The sequence below is a fragment of the Streptomyces sp. CB02400 genome, assembly GCF_001905725.1.
In the GTDB taxonomy this organism is placed as follows: domain Bacteria; phylum Actinomycetota; class Actinomycetes; order Streptomycetales; family Streptomycetaceae; genus Streptomyces; species Streptomyces atrovirens.
Map to the genome: position 1 here is coordinate 1 of NZ_LIWB01000004.1, position 19239 is coordinate 19239.

The following is a 19239-nucleotide window of genomic DNA, read 5'->3' on the forward strand; positions in this document are numbered from 1 at the left end:
GTTCGATGGGCAGACCGGACTCCGACTCGCGCGCCATGGTGTGATGCCTCCCGCTGAGCAGCGTTGCTCGATTCGCTCGCCCGGTACCCGTCAGTTACTCGTCAGTACAGGCCGACCCTTCGACGGACTGTAGCGGTGCGCGTGCGGCCCGGTGGAGGGGCACACGCTGGGACCTTCCTCACAGCCTCGGTGGGACCCCGCTCACAGCACCACCTCGGCGGTCGTCTTCCGGTCACTCACCACCATGCCCCTTTGTTCGTCGGGGGTCACGTCCGGGAAACATCTCCGGTGACGGCCGGGCGCGGCCGGTGAGACGACGGGGGGCTGGTGTGCGTAGTACGGGCATGGGGAGGAAGGGAATCGCGGCCGTCGCGGCGCTGACGGCCCTGGCCGCGCTGGCGGGCGGTACGGCCGGCTGTACGGTGCAGCCCGCCGGGGCGGGCGGGGAGCACAAGTCGCCGGTGCGGATAGAGGTGCCGAGCCGGACGCCGTCCGCGTCGCCGTCGCCGCCCGCGTCACCGTCGCCGTCGCGGACTCCGGACGGCGAGAAGTCCTCTCCCTCCCCCGGCGCCCCGGCGCCGCGCGTGCTGTGGTCCCCCGGTGACTCCGGGCGCGACATACGGGAACTCCAGGCCCGGCTGCGGCAGGTCGCCTGGATCTTCCACGGGCCGACGGGGACGTACGACGACCTGACGGCGGAGGCGGTCCGGGGCTTCCAGGGCAAGCGCGGACTGCCGAGGACCGGGGTGACCGACTCCGTCACCTGGCAGCGGCTGCTCGGCATGACGCGCGAGCCGGGCAAGTGGGAGCTGTATCTGATGGGCGGCCAGCCGGCCGACGCGCCCGACGCGCGCTGCCGGACCGGCCGGGTGCTGTGCATCAGCAAGACCAGCCGCACCCTGCGCTGGATGATCGACGGGCGGACGGTGTCGACGATGCCGGTGCGCTTCGGCTCCGAGTACACGCCGACCCGTGAGGGTGTCTTCCACGTCTACTGGAAGTCCCGGCACCATGTGTCCACGCTCTACGACTCGCCCATGCCGTACGCCATGTTCTTCAGCGGCGGCCAGGCCGTGCACTTCTCGGCCGACTTCGCCGCGCGGGGATACGCCGGCGCCTCGCACGGCTGCGTCAACGTACGGGACGAGGCGGCGATCGCACGGCTGTACGACCAGGTGCGGAACGGCGACAAGGTCGTCGTGCACTGGTGAGACGGGGCGCGGGCGGGACCGGGGGAACGTGTCCCGCCCGCGCCGAGGTGCACGAGCCGTGGGTACGGGGGGAACCCCGGCTCCGTGCGACAGCCGATGACCAGTCGGCTCACTCATTACTGCGCCACGAGGGCCGAAAGTGTCACACCTGCCGGGGAGGAAAGTTCAGCGGTCAACAAAAGGGCAGGTCAGGGGCGGTGTCATGGGTTCTTCTTGCCGCCGTTGCCGTTGTTGCCGCCGTTGCCGTTGTTGCCACCGTTTCCGCTGTCGTCCTTCCTGACGCTGTTGCCGCCGTTGCCGTTGTCGGCACCGTTGCCCTGTCCCTGATCCTGACCATGCCCATGCCCCTGCCCCTGGCTCTGCCCCTGGCCCTGGCCATTGCTCTGACTGTCGGCCTTCCCGTTCCCGTTGCCGCTGTGGGCTCCCCCGTCGGCGCCGGTCGTACCGGACGCGCCGGAGGTGTCCGACGTGGACAGCACGTCCTCGCAGTACGTGCCGACGTGGGAGGAGCCGCCCGCCGCCTCCTCGAGGAGGTGCTCGCGCTCGCCGTTCAGTGCCTTGCCGTCGCGCCACGCGCGACAGGCCGCGGCGATCTGCTTCCCGCCGCGGCCGGAACGGACCGCGCCGTCACCGGTGTCCGCATCGGGCTTCCCCGGCGCACGGGACCCGTCGGCGTCCCCGGCGGCATCCACGCCGTCCTCGGCCGTACCGGCGGCACTCCCGGGATGCCGGCCCTCGGGCGTGGCTCCGCCCGGTGCGGCGCCCTCCGGCGGAGGGGACACCAGGGGGCGTTCGGGGTGCGTGCCGGTGGCCGTGACGGAGGCGGCCGGGTCGGAGCGGGAGCCGTCGGGCGGGGAGAGGACTCCGGTTCCGGCCAGGACCGCGACGCCCCCGGCCATGCCGGCGACCAGCGCGGCGGCCAGCCCGAGGCTCAGGGGACGCCCCCGCCGGGGTCCGTCCGCGGTTCCGGAACGATCACCGTGCGGGACGCCGATACGGACCGCTCCGATGTCGGAGGGACGCGTTCCGGCCGGCCGGTCCCCACCCTGGGCCGCCTCGGTCCGCCCCTCCCGCTCCTCGCGCGCCTTGCAAAAGGCGGCCAGGGCAGCCGCCTCTCCGGGGAGTTCCCCGCCGTCCGAAGGGGGTGGCGCGGAGAGTGCGCGCAGTGTTCCGGCGAGCCGTCCGGCCTGGTCACGGGCGGCGGGATCGGCAGTTTCCAGGGGCTCTCCGCTCAGTAAGCGCTCCGCGGTCCCGCGGTCCAGCCACCTGTGCTGCTCATCGGCCATCACATGTCCTTCTGTGTCCGCGTTCGCATCTGCGTCACACTCGCGGACGTCACCGTACGACGGCGTGGTTCTCTCTGGGGAGGGAGGGCGTCGAGCACCCCGGCGGATTCCGGTTGGGCTTCCGGATCGCCGCCGAGCAGCTCGGCCAGACGTCTCAGACCCCGGTGCGCGGCCGTCCGTACGGCACCCGGTCGTTTGCCCAGTGTCTCGGCGGCGGACTTGGCGTCGAGGCCCACGACCACGCGCAGCACGACGGCTTCGGCCTGGTCCTGCGGCAGCCGGGATATGAGGGAGAACGCGCCGTCGGTGGCCAGCGCCTCGATGGCCTCGCCGGCGGTGTCGGACTCGGCGGCCCGCCCGGTGAGCTCGGTCTCGTCGCCGCCGATCGCGGGGCGGCGTCCGCGCATGCGTATGTGGTCCAGCGCGCGGTTGCGGGCGATACGGGCGGCCCAGCCGCGGAACCGGTCCGCGTCGCCGGTGAAACGCTCCAGGTCACGGGCGATCTGCAGCCACGCCTCGGACGTCACGTCCTCGGCGTCGGGCTCGCCGACCAATGTCCGTACGTATCCCAGCAGCCGCGGGTGCACGACGCGGTACACAGTCCGGAACGCGGTCTCGTCCCCGTCCTGTGCCGCACGCACCGCGGCGGTCAGCTCCGCGTCGTCCCCCAGCACGCGCGCGCCCTTCTGCGCTCTCAGCCGGCACCGCTCTCGCGGACCGGGTTCTCGGCGTCGTGGTCGATCAATCAGTGGTTGCGGGCTCCAGGTCGCGGGCGGTTCGTGGTCATGTGTCCGTCGCGGCCTGGCGCGAAAGGCACGTTACGGCCTGATTCCTCTGCCCGTCCATGTCCGTCCAAGATGCAACTAACCCGTGACACAGGGGGTGTGACAGAAAACGCACCCACGGCGCTGTAGGAAGTACGGGTCGCCGCGCGGCCCGTGCCGCGCGACGGCCGGGGCCTCTCCTGTGGGGGGTGGCGGCTCCGGCCGTTGCCTCGGCGGCAGCGGCGCGAGCGCGCCGAGCCCCGCGGACTCCGCGTTTTCCCTGGTCACAAGAATCGTATGAGATGCGTTACGGGTGCTTGGCGCCCGGGTTCCCGGGCTTCCCCGTGCTGTTGTCCGCACTGCCGCCCGAGCCGTTGCCCGCAGTTCCGGAGCCGTTGCCCGAGCCGTTGTCCGCGCCGCGCGTGGCGTTGTCGCTCGCGTTGCCCGAGGAGCCGTTTCCGGACCGGTCGGCCGAATTGTTGTCCTTCTTCTCGGGCGCCCCGGTGTTGACGGACGGCGCCCCGGCCCCGGTCCCCGCCAGTTGCCCGGCGCAGTAGGCATCGACGTTCGCCGCGCCGCCCGCCGCCTGTGTCAGCCGCTTCCAGGCCGCCGAGTCCAGCGCCTTGCCGCGCTCTCCCACCTGCTCGTAGGCGCGGCAGTTGGCCTCTGTGTCCCGGGCGGTCCCCGGACGGTCCGGGTCCGGCCGGTCACGGCCGGCGTCCGGGTCGGCCGAGCCGCCGGTGGACGGGCCGCCGGTGGACGGGCCGGTGGCGCCGGACGACGGGGCGTGGGTGCCCTTGTCGTCCTCCGCCGGGCTGTCCGTGGGGGAGTCCGTCACGCCGATGCCGGCGACCGCGACCCCGCTCAGGGTGAGACCGGCGACCAGCACGGAGAGCGTGGCCTTCAGCGAGTGGCGGCCGAACCGGCTCCGACGGGTCCGCCAGTCGTCCCGGCGCCGGGTGCGCGCGCCGTGCGCCCCCGCCTCCCGGGCGGCCAGGAACGCGGCGACGGCCCGCTGCTCGGCCCCGGCGTCCACGCCGCGGCGGATCAGCGCGGCGGCGAGCAGCGCCTCCAGGTCGGCGGCGTCGACGACCCGGCGCCCGCCCGTGACGGAGTCCGGACCGCCGGACCAGGGCGGCGCGCCCCTCTCAGGGTGCACACGCCGACGGCCGGCCGGCCCGCCGTCGTTCTGCCGTTCACCCATGTCCGTTCCCGTTCCTGCTCGTTCCACTTGATACCCACGCTCGGCCCGCCACGACCGTGCGGACCGGCCGCACAAGCGGCACCGCCCGGACCGACGGATACGTTCCGCATGTCCGGCCTGTTCAGCCTGCGGCCCTCGGGGGCCGTCGTGGGCCGCCGGGTGCGGCCGGCCCGGGGCGGACGCCGTCGCGCCGCCCGCCGTGTCCGCCGTCCCGGCCGACGTTCATGTCGACTCACCCAGCGTCCGCGAGGCCTCATCCGTCACACTCTCGACGCCGAGCTGCTTCGCCAAACGTTTCAGCCCCCGGTACGCGGCCGTCCGTACCGCGCCCGGCCGCTTGCCGAGGACGCGGGCGGCGGCGGGACCGTCGAGGCCGACGACCACCCGCAGCAGCACGGCCTCGGCCTGGTCGCGCGGCAGCCCGCCGACCAGTTCGAGGGCGTGCTCGGTGGACATGGCCTCCATGGCCTGGTCGTAGGTGCTGTGCGGTCCGGGCAGGTCCAGGACGTCCTGTTCCAGCGTGGAGGGCCGGGGCCGTACCCGCTGCCGGCGCAGGTGGTCCAGCGCCCGGTGCCGGGCGATGGTCGCCGTCCAGCCGCGGAACCCGGCCCCGTCGCCCTTGAACCTCCCCAGGTCGCGGGCTATCTCCAGCCAGGCGTCCGACATCACGTCCTCGGCGTCGTCCCCGACGAGCCCGCGCACATAGGCGAGCAGGCCGGGCTGTATGAGCCGGTAGGCCACGGCGAAGGCGGCCTCGTCGCCCTTCTGGGCCCGCGCGACGGCCGCGCCCAGTTCCCCGTCGTACGCCTGTGCGCGGCGGGGTTCCCCTCCGTGGCCCAAGAACTGTCCTCGTCCGTACCGAGCGCGTAGCGCACCGCTATCGCTTGGCGTGAGCACGTCTGGCAGCGCCCACACCCCCACGGTCATCAGCGTCCGGCGCCACGAAAGTGTCACAGCTCGTCACACGCCTCGTGCGGCACACGCGAGCGCGCCGGTCCGCCCCTGGCCCCGACATCAAGGAACGGCGGGGCCGCCCAGATAGGTGCCGTCCCGGCCGTACGGCCAGGCGTTGGCGACACAGCCCTTCAGTCCCTTGATCTGCTGCATCATCGCGGGGGCCGGGCGTCCGGGCCCCGGGCAGGTCTCGTGGCCGTGTCCGATGCGGTGGCCGACCTCGTGGTTGACGATCAGCGCGCGGTACTCGCCGATGGGTCCGTCGAACTGGGGCGAGCCCAGCACCCACCGCTTGAGGTTGACCACCACGTCCGTGCCCACGCTGCAGTTGACCTCACCGCGCGTCAGCAGGCCCGCGGCACCGCAGATGTTGTCCGTGGTGCCCGGCGTGGCGATCTTCACGACGAAGTCGTACGAGCCCGAGCTGACGAGCTGGAAGGAGTTCACCCCGTCGCGGGTCCAGCCCCTGCGGTCGGCGAGGACGTCGGAGATCTCGGCCGCGGCCGCGCTCGCCGACACGTCGATGCCGTCCTCGACCAGCACCTTGTAGCGCCGCATCCGGCTGCCCGTACCGACGACGCTGCCGTCCGCCTGTGCGGTGGTGAAGGTGCCGGGTCCGGTGGCCGGGATGTCGATGACGGTGGACGAGGGGGAGGCGGAGGCGGACGCGGACGCGGATGTGCTGGGGGACGGGGAGGTGGAGGGGTCGGGGCTTTCGGAGACGCGGGGAGTCCGTTCCGCGCGGGGCTGCGCGGTGCCGCCCTCCAGCATGTCCCCCGCGTCCACGGACGCGTCGCCCGCCGCGGGCGCTTGCCGGTCCTGGTAGTAGGCCACGGCGGCGCCCGAGGCGACCATCACGACGGCGAAGGCCAGCCCGGCCGGCGCGGTCCGGGTCCAGCGCGGCCCGCCGGCGCGGGACCGGCCCCGGCCGGACCGGCGCCCCGGTCCGCTGCTTGCCCGTACGGACCGCTCTCCACGTACGGACCGTTCCCCTCGTCCGGACCGCTCCCCGTGCCCGTGCCGCTCTCCCCGCTCGGACCGCTCCCCGTGCCCGTGGCGTTCCCCCCGTCCGGACCGTTCCCCTCGTCCGGACCGTTCCCCCCGTCCATGTCGTTCCTCGCGTCCATCGCGCTTCCTTACGATGGGAATCCCCCCATGTCTTTCTGTGTCAATGGTCAGGCGGCGGTCCCCCGGGCCCGCCCGTGCAGCACCAGGTAGAAGGTCCCCAGCGACTCCTGCGGGCCGCCCGCCTCGAACCGGTTGTGCACCTTGCCGACCGGATTCCAGATCCGGCCGTCGGGCATCCGGACCCCGACCGGCTGCCCGAAGTACGCGCGCTGCCGCTCGTCGAGGTCCACCCACACCCCGCCCGCGCGGCGCACGAGCACCTCTCCGACGTAGGCACCGAGGCCGAACAGCGTGTCGTGCGCCCGCTCGCGGTCCGCCCCGCCCTTGCGGAGCCCGTCGACCAGGGCGTCGACCAGGCGCAGGCTGGCCACGGAGTAGTCCAGCGGAAGCCGGCCGCGGGCGGTCGCACGGGCGACGAAGGCCGCCGCGTACGACCGCATCCGTCCCGCACCCGGTATCCACTCGTCCGTCGCCTCCATACGACACCGCCCCTCAACTCGCCCCACTGGGGCAGTCGTTCGAATTCTCCTGGAAACCAAGCGGACGTCAGGCCGTGATCATCACGTGTCGCGGACGTGGCGATCACCACACAGTCAACTCACAGGGCGCATACAACCTTTCCGCTTCTCGTACGTCCGCGAGGCTCCTCGGGGGATGTGCGGGTCCGGTGACGCCACGTGTGACGTTTGGCCCGCGCTCGGCGCTGGATGAGTGCCACCTGTGGGACAGGTGGTGTCCATGTGCTTTTTCTAGGGGTGGGTTAGTTGAGTCCACGCAGGACCCATGCGTACAAGCCGCTCGGCCTGAAACGGCGGGCCTGGCTGACCGTCGGCGCCGTCGTGCTCAGTGGCGCGGGTGTCGTCACGTACGCGGTGGCCGATCCGTCGTCCGCGCCGGCCGACCCGCGGGAGGAGGCCCGCGAGCCGAGCGTCCACACGCTGGAGCTGGAGAACCGGGGCGGGGGCCGCCGGGGTCTCGACCGGCAGGACACGGAGCGCTTCAGCGCGGTGCTGGTGACCTGGGACAACCCGGAGGCGGACGCCAAGGGCACGCCCGAGGTGCGCACCCGGGACCTGGAGACCGGCAAGTGGTCCGGCTGGCAGGAGCTGGAGGACGAGCCGAACCAGGCCGACGGCGCGGAGGGCGAGCGGGCGGCGACCCGCGGCGGCACGGCGTCGCTGTGGACCGACGACGCCGACGGCGTCGAGGTGCGCGTGGTGAACGCCGACGGCACCCAGGTGGGCGGTCAGCCGGCCGGTATGGACGTCAAGCTCCTCGACCCGGGCACGGACCCCGAGGGCGCGCCGACGGTCGCGAGCATGGAGCCGGCCGCGTTCCTGGCGGAGACCACGGCGCCGGTGACCACGGAGCCGGCGCCGACGCAGACCACCGGGACGCCGTCGGAGCCGGCCGCCACGGAGACGGCCTCCCCCACGGACACCACGTCCGCGGAGCCGACCGGCACCCCGTCGGAGACGGCGGCCACGGACACCGCGTCCCCCGAGCCGACGCCCACCGTCCCCGAGCCCCGCCCGTCGACGGTCGTGAAGCCGCCGATCATCACGCAGGCCGAGTGGGGCGCGTCCACGGACTACGACGGCACGCCGAGCTACGGCACCGACATCAAGGCCGCCGTCATCCACCACACCGGCGTCGACAGCGACAACAGCGTCTCCTGCGCCGACTCGCGGGCCCGGATGCGCTCCATCCAGCAGGAGCACTTCGCCCGCGGCTACTACGACATCGGCTACAACTTCGTCGTCGACCGCTGCGGTCAGATCTTCGAGGGCCGCAGCGGCGGCATGGACCTGCCGGTGGTCGGCGCGCACGACATCGGCTTCAACACCGACACGCTCGGCATCTCGTACATAGGCAACTTCGAGAGCGCCCACCCGAGCCGGGCCGCGCTGGACTCGATCGCGCGGGTCGTCGCCTGGAAGTTCGGCATGTACGGCATCGACCCGACCGGCAAGGTCACGCTGACCTCCGGTTCGGCGGCCGGCGACAGCGGCAACAAGATCGACGAGGGTGAGTCGGTCACCCTGCCGCGGGTCTTCGGCCACCGGGACACCAACTACACGGCCTGCCCCGGCAAGAACCTGTACCCGAAGCTGTCCCGGATCGCCTCGCTCGCCAGGACCCCGGGCATCTCGCACGCCCTGGCCACCTCGGACCACAACCGGGACGGCCTCGCCGACCTGGTCGCCGGCACCCCGAAGGCCTCGGGCGGCGGCAGCGTGACCGTGATCCCCGGCGGGCTGAACGGCCCGGTCACCGGCGCCAAGAAGACGATCACCCAGAGCAGCGCCGGCGTCCCCGGCTCCAACGAGTCCGGTGACGGCTTCGGCACCTCCACCGCGTGGGGCGACGTCAACGGCGACGGGTACGCCGACCTCGTGATCGGCATCCCCGGCGAGGACGACACCACCGGTGACGCCGACCGCGGCGGCGTCGCGGTGATGTACGGCCCGGAGCTGGACACCGGCTTCTCGTACGGCACGACGGGTGTCACGGAGACCGGCGCCAGGTTCGGCACCACGGTCGCCGTCGGCGACTTCGACGGTGACGGCAAGGCGGACGTGTTCGCGGCCGGCACCGGCGGGGGCGGCAACTGGAACGCCCGTCACACCGACGGCGCCACCGAGTACGGCACGCTCACCAGCGCCACGGGCGCCGTCTCCTACCTGGACGCCGCGAGCGGCGACTTCAACCGGGACGGCTACGCGGACATCGCCCTCAACTACCGCGACACCGGCGGCACCAGCCGTGTCGTCCGCTTCGCGGGCTCCGCGTCCGGCCTGACCAAGGCGGGCGTCATCTCCGTCAAGGGCGGGCGTTCCATCGCCGTGGGCGACTTCAACGACAACGGCTACGACGACATCGTCATCGGCCAGCCGGCGGCCGCCGAGTCCGGCGGCACCACGCCGGGCGGGCGGATCACCATGGTGCTGGGCACGTCGTCCGGGTTCACCACCACCGGCATGAGGACGATCCACCAGGACACCTCCGGCGTTCCCGGCGCCAACGAGTCCGGTGACGGGCTGGGCACCTCGGTCTCGGCCGGCGACTACAACCGCGACGGCTACGCGGACGTCCTGGCCGGCGCCCCCGGCGAGGACCTCTCCCGCAGCGGCACCCGCAGGGACGCGGGCCAGGCGATCCTGTTCCGCGGCGGCTCCTCCGGCCTCACCGGTTCCGGCGCGACCGGCGTCTCCCAGGACACCTCCGGCGTCCCCGGCTCCACGGAGTCCGGTGACCGGTTCGGTTCCGCGGTGTCCCTGACGGACCTGTCCGGCTACGGCCGCGCGGACCTGACGGTCGGGGCCGACGGCGAGGACACGTCGGACGGCGTGCTCCTGTACCTGCCGAGCAACAGCTCGGGCCTCGGCTTCGGCGACTCGTACGTCTTCGGCAAGGGCACCCTCGGCCTGGCGGCGGACGTGCGGATCGGGCAGACGCTGACGCCGTAACGCCGCACCACCGCATCACCGGTACGACGACGGCCGGGGCCCCGCGCGCCATGCGGGACCCCGGCCGCCGTCGTACCGGACGGCACGGTCGTCAGGTCCGTGCCGTCCCGTCCGACGCGTCGCGGCACAGCAGGCGGAGGGAGCCGTCGCCCGTGTAGCAGCGGCGGGCCTCGTCGATGGGGTCCCAGAGGCGGCCGTCGGGGGTGCGGACCCAGTGGTCGCCGCCGGAGGACCACCACTCGCCGCCGGTCTGACGGGCTATCACCTCGCCGGCGTAGGCGCCGAACCCGCGCAGCACCAGTTCCACGGCGGCGAACGGGGCCGCCTCCTGGCGTATGTCCTCGATCATCCGGTCGACGCTCCACAGACTGCGCGCCGAGTAGTCGAGGCGCAGCCGTGCCCCTTCGCGCATCGCCGCCACCGCGTCCGCCGCCCAGCGGACCGGCTTGGTCGCGGCCGAGGGCCTGGTCTCCTGCTGTGTGGTCACAGTCGTCGCAGTCGTCACATCCTGGTAAGCGCTCCGACGAACCGTTTCGTCACTGCTGTTCGGATCTTGCTCCGGATCTTGTCGGGGTCGCGGACCCAGGGGGTGTCGTTCGGATCCTGCCGGGGTCGCGGGGTCTGGCACCGCACCTCGCCGCGTTGTCGTCGGTCGCCAGGGCTCCGCCCTGGCGCCCTCCTCCGCCTTGCGATGCCCCCCCCACTGCCTGAAGGGCGTGGGAGGTACCCCCGCCACCGGACCCCGCTCGGCTCGACTGCAAGGCACCGCCCACTGGAGCGCCTGATCCGAACGACACCCCCCTAGGTGTCCCTGCGGCTGCGGCGGGACACCGCGGCGCGCAGTACCCGGCGCCCCTCCGTCGAGACCTCGAGGGCTCCGCGCAGGCCCCCCGGGCCGTGGGCGGCGAGCAGTTCCAGGACCGTGAGCTGACGGCGCAGTTCGGCGGCGAGCAGCGGTGACAGGCCGTCGGTGCGGCCGTCACGGCGGGCGTCGGCGAGACCGGAGTCGTCGGCGGCGCCGTCCAGCAGCCGGTGGATCCGCAGTGCGGCGACGGAGCATTCGTCGGCCCACTCCCGCAGCCCGGCGGCGGACCGCTCGGCGGGGGCGCCGGCCAGCATCCGGTGCGCGAGCGTGACGGCCTCGTCCGCGCCGCCGGCCGCCGCGTCCAGCGTGCCGCGGGCCTGCTCCAGCCGCTGCGCCCAGTCACCGGCGGGCGCGGCCTGAGCGAGGCTCGCCCACAGCGGCCGCAGCACCTCGTCGCCGCCACCCAGCAGCGGCACGCACCGATCCAAACAAGCCAACCCGCTCACGGCCAGCCCGCGCTCGTCGGCCTGTGCGATCAGTTCCACCAGGCTCATCCACGCCTCCTCAAGGAATGTTCGCGGGCCCCGGCGAGGCCCTCACGTGCCCCATCCCTCACGGAGCCCGCATTTCCCCTTACTGCGTGCGACGGGCCCGGAGTGTCACAGGGGCACCACGCCGAGCCGGTCGAGCAGGCGGAAGAAGAGGTTTTCGGCCATCGGGTCGGGGTCGGCGGTCAGCACCTCGGCCAGGTCCTCGGCGGAGGCGGTGCGCCCCGCCTCCTCGGCCCAGAAGACGGCCCGTTCGGCGGCGTCGGAGGGCTCCAGGAAGTAGTCCTCCAGCGTGAGCCCCTCCCGCTGTCCCTCCAGGTAACCGGCCATGCGGGCCCGCGCCAGACAGGTCGTCCACGCCCCGCTCTCCGGTGACGCCGCCTCCACCACCACGCAGTCGCTGTCCATGACGTATCCGAACAGCGCGGGCGCCCCGGTCTCCCGGGCCAGATCGTTCATGTTCCCGATGTCGCCCTGGCCGCCCGGGTACTCCCACACCTGCCAGCCGTCGGGCGCCGAGGTGTGCAGGGTCATGCCCCCGGCCGCGCCGGCCAGCGTGTCCAGCTCGGCGAGCGGCCGCTCCCCGCGGCCCACGACGAAATACCCCCAGTAGCCCATGTGCCGGTGTTCCCCCGCTGTGTCGGTTCTCCGTCCTGTCCAGAACACCACCACAGTCGTACGGGGGTTCGCAGCTGTATGCGGCAATCCACCCCCTGACGGGGAGTCGTCAGTCCAGCTCGCCCGCCAGGTCCCGGAACTCCGCCCACGACAGCTCCGGCTCGTCCGGGTCCCAGAGCTTCTGGACGGTCGCCGCCAGCGGCAGCCGGATCCCGTCCGCGACCTGGTCCTGGGTCTGGGCCCCGGGGATGTCGCCCCAGACGGCGAAGGACCCGCCGAGGATCCGGTCGTCGTACCGCTCGGGGACGGCGGTGGTGCCGCGCAGCACCAGCGGCGTCCACTGCTCGTAGATCCGCTCCCCCGTCGGATAGACGAAGGTCAGGGGCTCCCCGAGCACGTAGTAGAGGAACTCGTCGTTGTAGTTGACGACCTCGCGGCCCTCGCTCAGGTACTCCGCCGGCTGCCGGGCGCCGATCTCCTTGCCGGTCCAGTAGGCGACCTGGATGTCCTCGGCCGCCTGCACCGAGCCGCCCCGGAAGAAGCCGTCGTTCCACGCGCGGGGCGTGCGGTCGTGGGCGCGGACCGTGGCCGCCCGGTCGTTGAGCCAGCCGGTGGTCAGGTCCTCCACGGTCGCGCCGGAGCCGTACTTCTCCCGCGCGGCGGCGGCGAGGCCCGGGAACGACGCCTCGGGGTCGGACACCACCAGCGCCTGGTACTCGTCGCCGCCCAGGTGCCACTGCCCGCCAGGGAAGAGCCCTGCGTACTCGTTCAGCAGGTCGTCGACGATCTCGGCGGACCCGGCCTCGGAGATGTCGATCGCGCCGCGCACCGCGCTGCCGCTCGCGTCACGCAGTTGCAGGTCCGGATGGGCGGCGATGACCGCGCCGAGGTGTCCGGGTGAGTCGATCTCGGGGACGACGGTGATGTGCCGGCTCTCCGCGAGGTCGACGATCCTCTTGACCTGCGCCTTGGTGAGGTGGTCCGCCGAGACGATCTCCGGGTGCGAGTCGGACTCGATGCGGAAGCCCTGGTCGTCGGAGAAGTGCAGGCCGATCTCGTTGAACTTCAGATCGCCCAGCTCACGGATCCGGTCCTCGATCCAGCCGGCGTCGTAATGCTTGCGCGCGATGTCCAGCATCAGTCCGCGCCGCTGCTTGGCGGGCTCGTCGCGCACCACGCCCTCGGGGGCGGTCCCGGTGCCGCGTATCGCCTGCTTGAGCGTGCGGGTGCCGTAGAACACGCCCGGCTCACCGGGGGCGCTCACGGTCACGCTCCCGCCCCGCACGGTCATCGTGTACGACTCAGGGTTCGCGCCCCCGGCCCGGTTCAGCTCCAGCCTCAGGTCCCCGGCCCGCCGGTCGCCCTTCTCCCCCGCGTACGCCAGTCCCAGCTCGCCGGCTATCAGGCGCCCCTCGTCGGCCAGCGCGGGGTCGTCCACGACCACCCGGTGGTCCTTCGCGGGGCGCCAGCCCGGACCGCGCTCCGCGGTGTGGTCGCGTACGGCGGGTATGGTGCGCGGCGCCTCGGACAAGGGGTAGGTGCGGCTGGGGCTCGGGCTCCCGCCCGGTGTCGTCCCGGCGGCCTCGTCGGAACCGGCGGGGGTCTCGGCGGAGGACGCCGCCGTCGAGCCCGCGGGCGAGCCGTCGTCGTCCGAGGTCGCCCAGAGTCCGAGGCTCACGCCGGACGCGGCCACCAGCGCGCCCGCGGCGACGGCCGTGATCAGCACCCGTCGCCGGTGCTGCCTGGGTTGCCGGTGCTGCCCGTGCTGCCTGTGCTGACTCACTCAGCCAACGTACGACCCGAACGAGTGAAGGGCATCGACGAGCCGTTCTCAAACTCTGCCGTCCGGGTGAATTCGGGGTACCGATCGGACACGTCTCGGACTCACTCGATAACGTGACGTCACAACTCTCACAGCATCTTCCACCGACACACACGCGACGCCCACGAGGACCCACGCTGCCTGCGCACCGTCTCCCAGACCTCCCCGGCCGAGTCGCCATACCCGGACAGTCCCGCGGCGCGCCCGGCATCCCGCCCGCGCTGGAGCGGTTCAACACCGCTCCCGCCGAGGACGCCGAGCGCGCCCTCCTGACCTGCCTGCGCAGCCTGCGCTGGGCCCTGCGCCTCTCCGGCCACCGCCCCTACCCCGACCTGCCGTCCCTCCTGGCGGCCTCCGACGAGGCGACGTACGACCTCTCCTCCAAAGAACTGGCGGAGGCCCTGGCCGCGGAACCCCGCCCCACCCTCCCCGACGACACCTACTCCGCCGCCCACACGGCCCTGACCGCGGCCCACACGGCGTACGAGACCAAGTTCGGCCATGTCTTCGTCATCTGCCTGGACGACGTCCCCGAGGAGGAGACCCTGGACCGGGTCCTGGAGAACATCCGGTCACGATTGGCGAACGATCCGGAGGACGAGCGGGTGGTGGCAGCCGAGCAACTCCGGCGCCTGGCCAGGGGGCGGTTGATCGACATCCTGGGGGCGCGGGGAACTGCGCGACCGGCCACCGACGGGCCCGCACCCGGCAAACGCGACAAAGCCCCACCCCGGTAGCCGCCAAGGCCCGCCCCGCACCCCTTTGAGTGCAAGTTTGATCACACCGGCAGGCCCCCTGTAAGCACCACAGGCATCCGTCGCTAACATGCTGGGGGCCGGTGGACCGTACCCGGCCGGGCCCGACCGACAAGGAAAGCCGGCGCGGCCCCGAACCCCGCTCCCGGAGGAAACTTCCGTGCCGGCTGGAACGCTGTACCGCGGCCGGGAAGGAATGTGGTCCTGGGTGGCTCACCGAGTCACCGGCGTCCTCATCTTCTTCTTCCTGTTCGTTCACGTGCTGGACACCGCTCTCGTGCGGGTGTCCCCCGAGGCCTACGACACCGTCGTGGCCACGTACAAGACGCCGATCGTCGCGCTGCTGGAGTACGGCCTCGTCGCCGCCATCCTGTTCCACGCGCTCAACGGCCTGCGTGTCATCGCCGTCGACTTCTGGGCCAAGGGCGCCCGCTACCAGAAGCAGATGCTCTGGACCGTCGTCGCCATCTGGGTCGTGCTGATGCTCGGGGCGATCTACCCCGTCCTCGGCCACGCCGCTCGTGAACTGTTCGGGAGCTGACGCCCATGTCCACGACTGACACCACCGCCTCGGGCATCGGCCCCGTCGAGGGCACCTCGCTCTACTCCGTCGACAACCCGGCGCCGGTCATCGAGCCCCCGCGCAAGCGGACGAAGAAGACCCCGAAGTCCACCCGGGGCAACTTCGAGCTGGCCGCCTGGCTGTTCATGCGCCTGTCCGGCGTCGTCCTGGTCGTCCTCGTCATCGGCCACCTGCTGATCCAGCTCGTGCTCGACGGCGGCGTCTCCAAGATCGGCTTCGCCTTCGTGGCCGGCCGCTGGGCCTCGCCGTTCTGGCAGGTCTGGGACCTGCTGATGCTGTGGCTGGCGATGCTGCACGGCGCCAACGGCCTGCGCACGGTCATCAACGACTACGCGGAGCGGCCGAACACCCGGCTGTGGCTCAAGGGCCTGCTCTACACCGCCACGGTGTTCACCATCCTGCTGGGCACGCTGGTGATCTTCACCTTCGACCCGAACATCCGCTAGGCACGGGGCTGCGAAAATCATGAAGGTACACAAGTACGACACCGTCATCGTCGGCGCCGGTGGCGCCGGCATGCGCGCGGCCATCGAGTCGACCAAGCGCAGCCGCACCGCCGTGCTGACGAAGCTCTACCCCACCCGCTCCCACACGGGCGCCGCGCAGGGCGGCATGGCCGCCGCGCTGGCCAACGTGGAGGAGGACAACTGGGAGTGGCACACCTTCGACACGGTCAAGGGCGGTGACTACCTGGTCGACCAGGACGCCGCCGAGATCCTGGCGAAGGAGGCCATCGACTCGGTCCTCGACCTGGAGAAGATGGGCCTGCCGTTCAACCGGACGCCGAACGGCACGATCGACCAGCGGCGCTTCGGCGGTCACTCCCGCAACCACGGCGAGGCCCCGGTCCGCCGCTCCTGCTACGCGGCCGACCGCACCGGTCACATGATCCTCCAGACGCTGTACCAGAACTGCGTCAAGGAGGGCGTGGAGTTCTTCAACGAGTTCTACGTCCTGGACCAGCTCATCACCGAGGTCGACGGCGTCAAGAAGTCGGCCGGTGTGGTCGCGTACGAGCTGGCGACCGGCGAGATCCACGTCTTCCAGGCGAAGTCCGTGATCTACGCCTCCGGCGGCACCGGCAAGTTCTTCAAGGTGACGTCGAACGCGCACACGCTGACCGGTGACGGCCAGGCGGCCGTGTACCGGCGCGGGCTGCCGCTGGAGGACATGGAGTTCTTCCAGTTCCACCCGACCGGCATCTGGCGCATGGGCATCCTGCTGACGGAGGGCGCCCGCGGTGAGGGCGGCATCCTCCGCAACAAGGACGGCGAGCGCTTCATGGAGAAGTACGCGCCGGTCATGAAGGACCTCGCCTCGCGTGACGTCGTCTCGCGCTCCATCTACACGGAGATCCGCGAGGGCCGCGGCTGCGGTCCCGAGGGCGACCACGTCTACCTGGACCTCACGCACCTCCCGCCGGAGCAGCTCGACGCCAAGCTGCCCGACATCACGGAGTTCGCGCGGACGTACCTCGGCATCGAGCCGTACACGGACCCGATCCCGATCCAGCCGACCGCGCACTACGCGATGGGCGGCATCCCGACCAACGTCGAGGGCGAGGTCCTGTCGGACAACACCACCGTCGTGCCGGGCCTGTACGCGGCCGGCGAGGTCGCCTGTGTGTCCGTGCACGGCGCCAACCGGCTGGGCACCAACTCGCTGCTGGACATCAACGTGTTCGGCAAGCGGGCCGGTATCGCGGCGGCCGACTACTCCCAGAAGGCCGACTTCGTCGAGCTGCCGGAGAACCCGGAGTCCTTCGTCGTCGAGCAGATCGAGCGGCTGCGGTCCTCCACCGGTAACGAGCGGGTGGCCACCATCCGCCGTGAGCTGCAGGAGACCATGGACGCCAACGTCATGGTGTTCCGCACCGAGCAGACGATCAAGACGGCGGTCGAGAAGATCGCCGAGCTGCGCGAGCGCTACAAGAACGTCGCCATCCAGGACAAGGGCAAGCGGTTCAACACGGACCTGCTGGAAGCGATCGAGCTGGGCAACCTGCTGGACCTCGCCGAGGTCATGGCGGTGTCCGCCCTCGCCCGCAAGGAGTCCCGCGGCGGTCACTACCGCGAGGACTACCCGAACCGCGACGACGTCAACTTCATGCGCCACACGATGGCGTACCGCGAGGTCGGCGCCGACGGCACCGAGACCGTCCGTCTGGACTACAAGCCGGTCGTCCAGACCCGCTACCAGCCGATGGAGCGTAAGTACTGATGGCTACCCCTGTTCTGGACAAGGCGGACGCGGCCGGTTCCCCCGAGCCCGGTTTCGCCGACTCCCCGTACATCACCGTCACGATGCGGATCCGCCGGTTCAACCCGGAGGTCTCGGCCGAGGCGGTCTGGGAAGACTTCCAGCTGGAGATCGACCCGAAGGAGCGTGTCCTCGACGCGCTGCACAAGATCAAGTGGGACCTGGACGGCACGCTGACCTTCCGCCGTTCCTGCGCCCACGGCATCTGCGGCTCCGACGCCATGCGGATCAACGGCAAGAACCGCCTGGCGTGCAAGACGCTGATCAAGGACATCAACCCCGAGAAGCCGATCACGGTCGAGGCCATCAAGGGCCTGACGGTCCTGAAGGACCTGGTCGTGGACATGGAGCCGTTCTTCCAGGCGTACCGGGACGTGATGCCCTTCCTGATCACGAAGGACACCAACGAGCCGACGCGCGAGCGTCTGCAGTCCGCCGAGGACCGCGAGCGCTTCGACGACACGACGAAGTGCATCCTGTGCGCCGCCTGCACGTCCTCGTGCCCGGTGTTCTGGAACGACGGGCAGTACTTCGGCCCGGCGGCCATCGTCAACGCGCACCGCTTCATCTTCGACTCGCGTGACGAGGCCGGCGAGCAGCGCCTGGAGATCCTCAACGACCGCGACGGCGTGTGGCGCTGCCGCACGACCTTCAACTGCACGGACGCCTGCCCGCGCGGCATCGAGGTCACGAAGGCGATCGCCGAGGTGAAGCGTGCGCTGATCACGCGCCGCTACTGAGGCACGCCGCAGTACGTCCCTGAGGGCCCCGTCTCCGCCGGAGACGGGGCCCTTCGGCGATCCGTGACGCAGCCCACCGCACCCTTGAGTTGAACACGTTCAAAAGAAGGGTCTAGAGTCTCTCCCGTCAGCGTTTTGAACGTGTTCAAGAAGGGCTGGGGGACATGGACCGTACGGTCATCGCCTACGTCATCTACCTGGTGGTCAGCATCGGGCTGACCGTCTGGGTCGCTCGTACGCTCAGCAGCAACGGGCGGATCTTCCTCTCCGACGTGCTGCACGGCAACGAGAAGCTCGCCGACGCCGTCAACCACCTCCTGGTGGTCGGCTTCTACCTCGTCAACCTCGGGTTCGTCGCGCTGTACCTGAGCGACGACGAGACGATCACCGACACGCGCGGCATCTTCGAGGCCCTGTCGACCAAGCTCGGCGTGGTGCTGCTGGTACTGGGCGTGATGCACCTGGGCAACGTGTACGTGCTCAACAAGATCCGGCGCCGCGGGGTGATGGAGCGGGAGCAGGTCCCGCCGGTGCCGCCGCAGGGCTGGGCGGCCCCTCAGGCCGGGGCGTGAGCGGCGTGACGGCCACGCATGAGGACCGGGGCGCCGCGCGCGTCCCGGTCCGCCGGCTCACCGTGCTGTACGACGCCGAGTGCTCCCTGTGCGCCTTCGTACGGGACTGGCTGGTGCGCCAGCCCCAACTGGTGCCCCTGGAGCTGGTCCCGGCGGCCTCGGAGGCGGCGCGGGCCCGGTTCCCCGGCCTCGACCACGGGTCCACCCTGGAGGAGATCACCGTGGTGGGTGACGCCGGGCAGGTGTACCGGGGCGCCGCCGCCTGGGTCGTCACCCTGTGGGCGCTGCGGGAGCACCGGCGGCTGGCCCACCGGCTGAGCACCCCGGCCGGCGCCCGGCTCGCCAAGGGCGCGGTGCTGGCCGCCGCCAAGTGGCGCGGAATGGCGTCCGGGTGGGGCGGCGGCGTGTACCGCCGGGGTGACGGGTGGACGTACGATCCGCGCGACGGCTGGAGCTACACCGCGCCGAGCTGCGAGGCGGGCACCTGCACCGCCCCGTAGGGCGGCCCCTCCCTGGCGTT

19 protein-coding genes are annotated in these 19239 nt (G+C 71.8%); 9 read left to right on the forward strand and 10 right to left on the reverse strand.

Annotated elements, in window-relative coordinates:
- Positions 1-344 precede the first annotated feature (344 nt).
- On the forward strand, positions 345-1211 hold the full coding sequence (locus tag AMK33_RS10900) for a L,D-transpeptidase family protein (protein WP_073932607.1): 867 nt from the start codon (positions 345-347) through the stop codon (positions 1209-1211).
- 200 nt (positions 1212-1411) lie between these two features.
- Here the strand turns inward: AMK33_RS10900 and AMK33_RS10905 are convergent, their stop codons facing one another.
- From AMK33_RS10905 to AMK33_RS10930, 6 genes are all read right to left on the reverse strand, one after another.
- Positions 1412-2497: a hypothetical protein gene (locus AMK33_RS10905; protein WP_073932608.1), complete on the reverse strand. Its 1086-nt coding sequence runs from the start codon at positions 2495-2497 to the stop codon at positions 1412-1414.
- Positions 2497-3171, reverse strand: a complete 675-nt coding sequence (locus AMK33_RS10910) for an RNA polymerase sigma factor (RefSeq protein ID WP_073932609.1) — start codon at positions 3169-3171, stop codon at positions 2497-2499. The genes AMK33_RS10905 and AMK33_RS10910 overlap by 1 nt, the downstream gene beginning before the upstream one ends.
- A gap of 397 nt (positions 3172-3568) precedes the next feature.
- Entirely contained in the window at positions 3569-4465 is an 897-nt protein-coding gene (locus AMK33_RS10915; RefSeq protein ID WP_073932610.1) for a hypothetical protein, read from the reverse strand.
- 222 nt (positions 4466-4687) lie between these two features.
- Entirely contained in the window at positions 4688-5305 is a 618-nt protein-coding gene (locus AMK33_RS10920; RefSeq protein ID WP_073932611.1) for an RNA polymerase sigma factor, read from the reverse strand.
- A 174-nt stretch (positions 5306-5479) separates the two neighbouring features.
- On the reverse strand, positions 5480-6274 hold the full coding sequence (locus tag AMK33_RS10925; RefSeq protein ID WP_073932612.1) for a DUF3152 domain-containing protein: 795 nt from the start codon (positions 6272-6274) through the stop codon (positions 5480-5482).
- 320 nt (positions 6275-6594) lie between these two features.
- Entirely contained in the window at positions 6595-7026 is a 432-nt protein-coding gene (locus AMK33_RS10930) for a hypothetical protein (RefSeq protein WP_073932613.1), read from the reverse strand.
- Between the two features lie 360 nt (positions 7027-7386).
- On the opposite strand from AMK33_RS10930, the gene AMK33_RS10935 reads away from it, so the two are divergent.
- The gene (locus AMK33_RS10935) at positions 7387-10017 is read left to right on the forward strand and encodes an FG-GAP-like repeat-containing protein (protein ID WP_443030914.1); all 2631 of its coding nucleotides are present in this window, start codon (positions 7387-7389) and stop codon (positions 10015-10017) included.
- A gap of 91 nt (positions 10018-10108) precedes the next feature.
- Here AMK33_RS10935 and AMK33_RS10940 read toward each other — a convergent pair whose 3' ends face one another.
- The 4 genes from AMK33_RS10940 to AMK33_RS10960 all read right to left on the reverse strand — a co-directional run bounded on the left by AMK33_RS10940 (position 10109) and on the right by AMK33_RS10960 (position 13711).
- A complete protein-coding gene (locus AMK33_RS10940; RefSeq protein ID WP_073932615.1) occupies positions 10109-10504 on the reverse strand; it encodes a hypothetical protein in 396 nt (131 codons plus the stop codon).
- 314 nt (positions 10505-10818) lie between these two features.
- Positions 10819-11376: a hypothetical protein gene (locus tag AMK33_RS10950; protein WP_073932617.1), complete on the reverse strand. Its 558-nt coding sequence runs from the start codon at positions 11374-11376 to the stop codon at positions 10819-10821.
- 105 nt (positions 11377-11481) lie between these two features.
- On the reverse strand, positions 11482-11988 hold the full coding sequence (locus tag AMK33_RS10955) for a hypothetical protein (RefSeq protein ID WP_073932618.1): 507 nt from the start codon (positions 11986-11988) through the stop codon (positions 11482-11484).
- 109 nt (positions 11989-12097) lie between these two features.
- A complete protein-coding gene (locus tag AMK33_RS10960; protein ID WP_073933033.1) occupies positions 12098-13711 on the reverse strand; it encodes a beta-N-acetylhexosaminidase in 1614 nt (537 codons plus the stop codon).
- 173 nt (positions 13712-13884) lie between these two features.
- Here AMK33_RS10960 and AMK33_RS10965 point away from each other — a divergent pair, with 173 nt between their 5' ends.
- The 7 genes from AMK33_RS10965 to AMK33_RS10995 all read left to right on the forward strand — a co-directional run bounded on the left by AMK33_RS10965 (position 13885) and on the right by AMK33_RS10995 (position 19219).
- Entirely contained in the window at positions 13885-14547 is a 663-nt protein-coding gene (locus tag AMK33_RS10965) for a 2-oxo-4-hydroxy-4-carboxy-5-ureidoimidazoline decarboxylase (RefSeq protein ID WP_107425085.1), read from the forward strand.
- Positions 14548-14725: 178 nt separating this feature from the next.
- Positions 14726-15106 carry a succinate dehydrogenase, cytochrome b556 subunit gene (gene sdhC, locus AMK33_RS10970; RefSeq protein WP_073932619.1) on the forward strand — a complete coding sequence of 127 codons (381 nt, stop codon included), beginning with the start codon at positions 14726-14728 and terminating at the stop codon, positions 15104-15106.
- Between the two features lie 5 nt (positions 15107-15111).
- Complete coding sequence (locus AMK33_RS10975) at positions 15112-15594, forward strand: succinate dehydrogenase hydrophobic membrane anchor subunit (RefSeq protein WP_073932620.1); 483 nt, start codon at positions 15112-15114, stop codon at positions 15592-15594.
- Between the two features lie 19 nt (positions 15595-15613).
- A complete protein-coding gene (gene sdhA / locus AMK33_RS10980) occupies positions 15614-17368 on the forward strand; it encodes a succinate dehydrogenase flavoprotein subunit (protein WP_073932621.1) in 1755 nt (584 codons plus the stop codon).
- Positions 17368-18147 carry a succinate dehydrogenase iron-sulfur subunit gene (locus AMK33_RS10985; protein ID WP_030829816.1) on the forward strand — a complete coding sequence of 260 codons (780 nt, stop codon included), beginning with the start codon at positions 17368-17370 and terminating at the stop codon, positions 18145-18147. The genes sdhA and AMK33_RS10985 overlap by 1 nt, the downstream gene beginning before the upstream one ends.
- 164 nt (positions 18148-18311) lie before the next feature.
- Positions 18312-18719, forward strand: coding sequence for a hypothetical protein (locus AMK33_RS10990; RefSeq protein ID WP_073932622.1), 408 nt, complete (start codon positions 18312-18314; stop codon positions 18717-18719).
- Positions 18716-19219: a thiol-disulfide oxidoreductase DCC family protein gene (locus tag AMK33_RS10995; RefSeq protein ID WP_073932623.1), complete on the forward strand. Its 504-nt coding sequence runs from the start codon at positions 18716-18718 to the stop codon at positions 19217-19219. The genes AMK33_RS10990 and AMK33_RS10995 overlap by 4 nt, the downstream gene beginning before the upstream one ends.
- Positions 19220-19239: the final 20 nt, after the last annotated feature.

What these genes read in the sequence shown, in the direction of transcription:
- AMK33_RS10900 (WP_073932607.1), top strand. Translation starts at nt 345, where the DNA reads ATGGGGAGGAAGGGAATCGCGGCCGTCGCGGCGCTGACGGCCCTGGCC.
- AMK33_RS10905 (WP_073932608.1), bottom strand. Translation starts at nt 2,497, where the DNA reads ATGGCCGATGAGCAGCACAGGTGGCTGGACCGCGGGACCGCGGAGCGC.
- AMK33_RS10915 (WP_073932610.1), bottom strand. Translation starts at nt 4,465, where the DNA reads ATGGGTGAACGGCAGAACGACGGCGGGCCGGCCGGCCGTCGGCGTGTG.
- AMK33_RS10925 (WP_073932612.1), bottom strand. Translation starts at nt 6,274, where the DNA reads ATGGTCGCCTCGGGCGCCGCCGTGGCCTACTACCAGGACCGGCAAGCG.
- AMK33_RS10930 (WP_073932613.1), bottom strand. Translation starts at nt 7,026, where the DNA reads ATGGAGGCGACGGACGAGTGGATACCGGGTGCGGGACGGATGCGGTCG.
- AMK33_RS10950 (WP_073932617.1), bottom strand. Translation starts at nt 11,376, where the DNA reads ATGAGCCTGGTGGAACTGATCGCACAGGCCGACGAGCGCGGGCTGGCC.
- AMK33_RS10955 (WP_073932618.1), bottom strand. Translation starts at nt 11,988, where the DNA reads ATGGGCTACTGGGGGTATTTCGTCGTGGGCCGCGGGGAGCGGCCGCTC.
- AMK33_RS10975 (WP_073932620.1), top strand. Translation starts at nt 15,112, where the DNA reads ATGTCCACGACTGACACCACCGCCTCGGGCATCGGCCCCGTCGAGGGC.
- sdhA (WP_073932621.1), top strand. Translation starts at nt 15,614, where the DNA reads ATGAAGGTACACAAGTACGACACCGTCATCGTCGGCGCCGGTGGCGCC.
- AMK33_RS10985 (WP_030829816.1), top strand. Translation starts at nt 17,368, where the DNA reads ATGGCTACCCCTGTTCTGGACAAGGCGGACGCGGCCGGTTCCCCCGAG.
- AMK33_RS10990 (WP_073932622.1), top strand. Translation starts at nt 18,312, where the DNA reads ATGGACCGTACGGTCATCGCCTACGTCATCTACCTGGTGGTCAGCATC.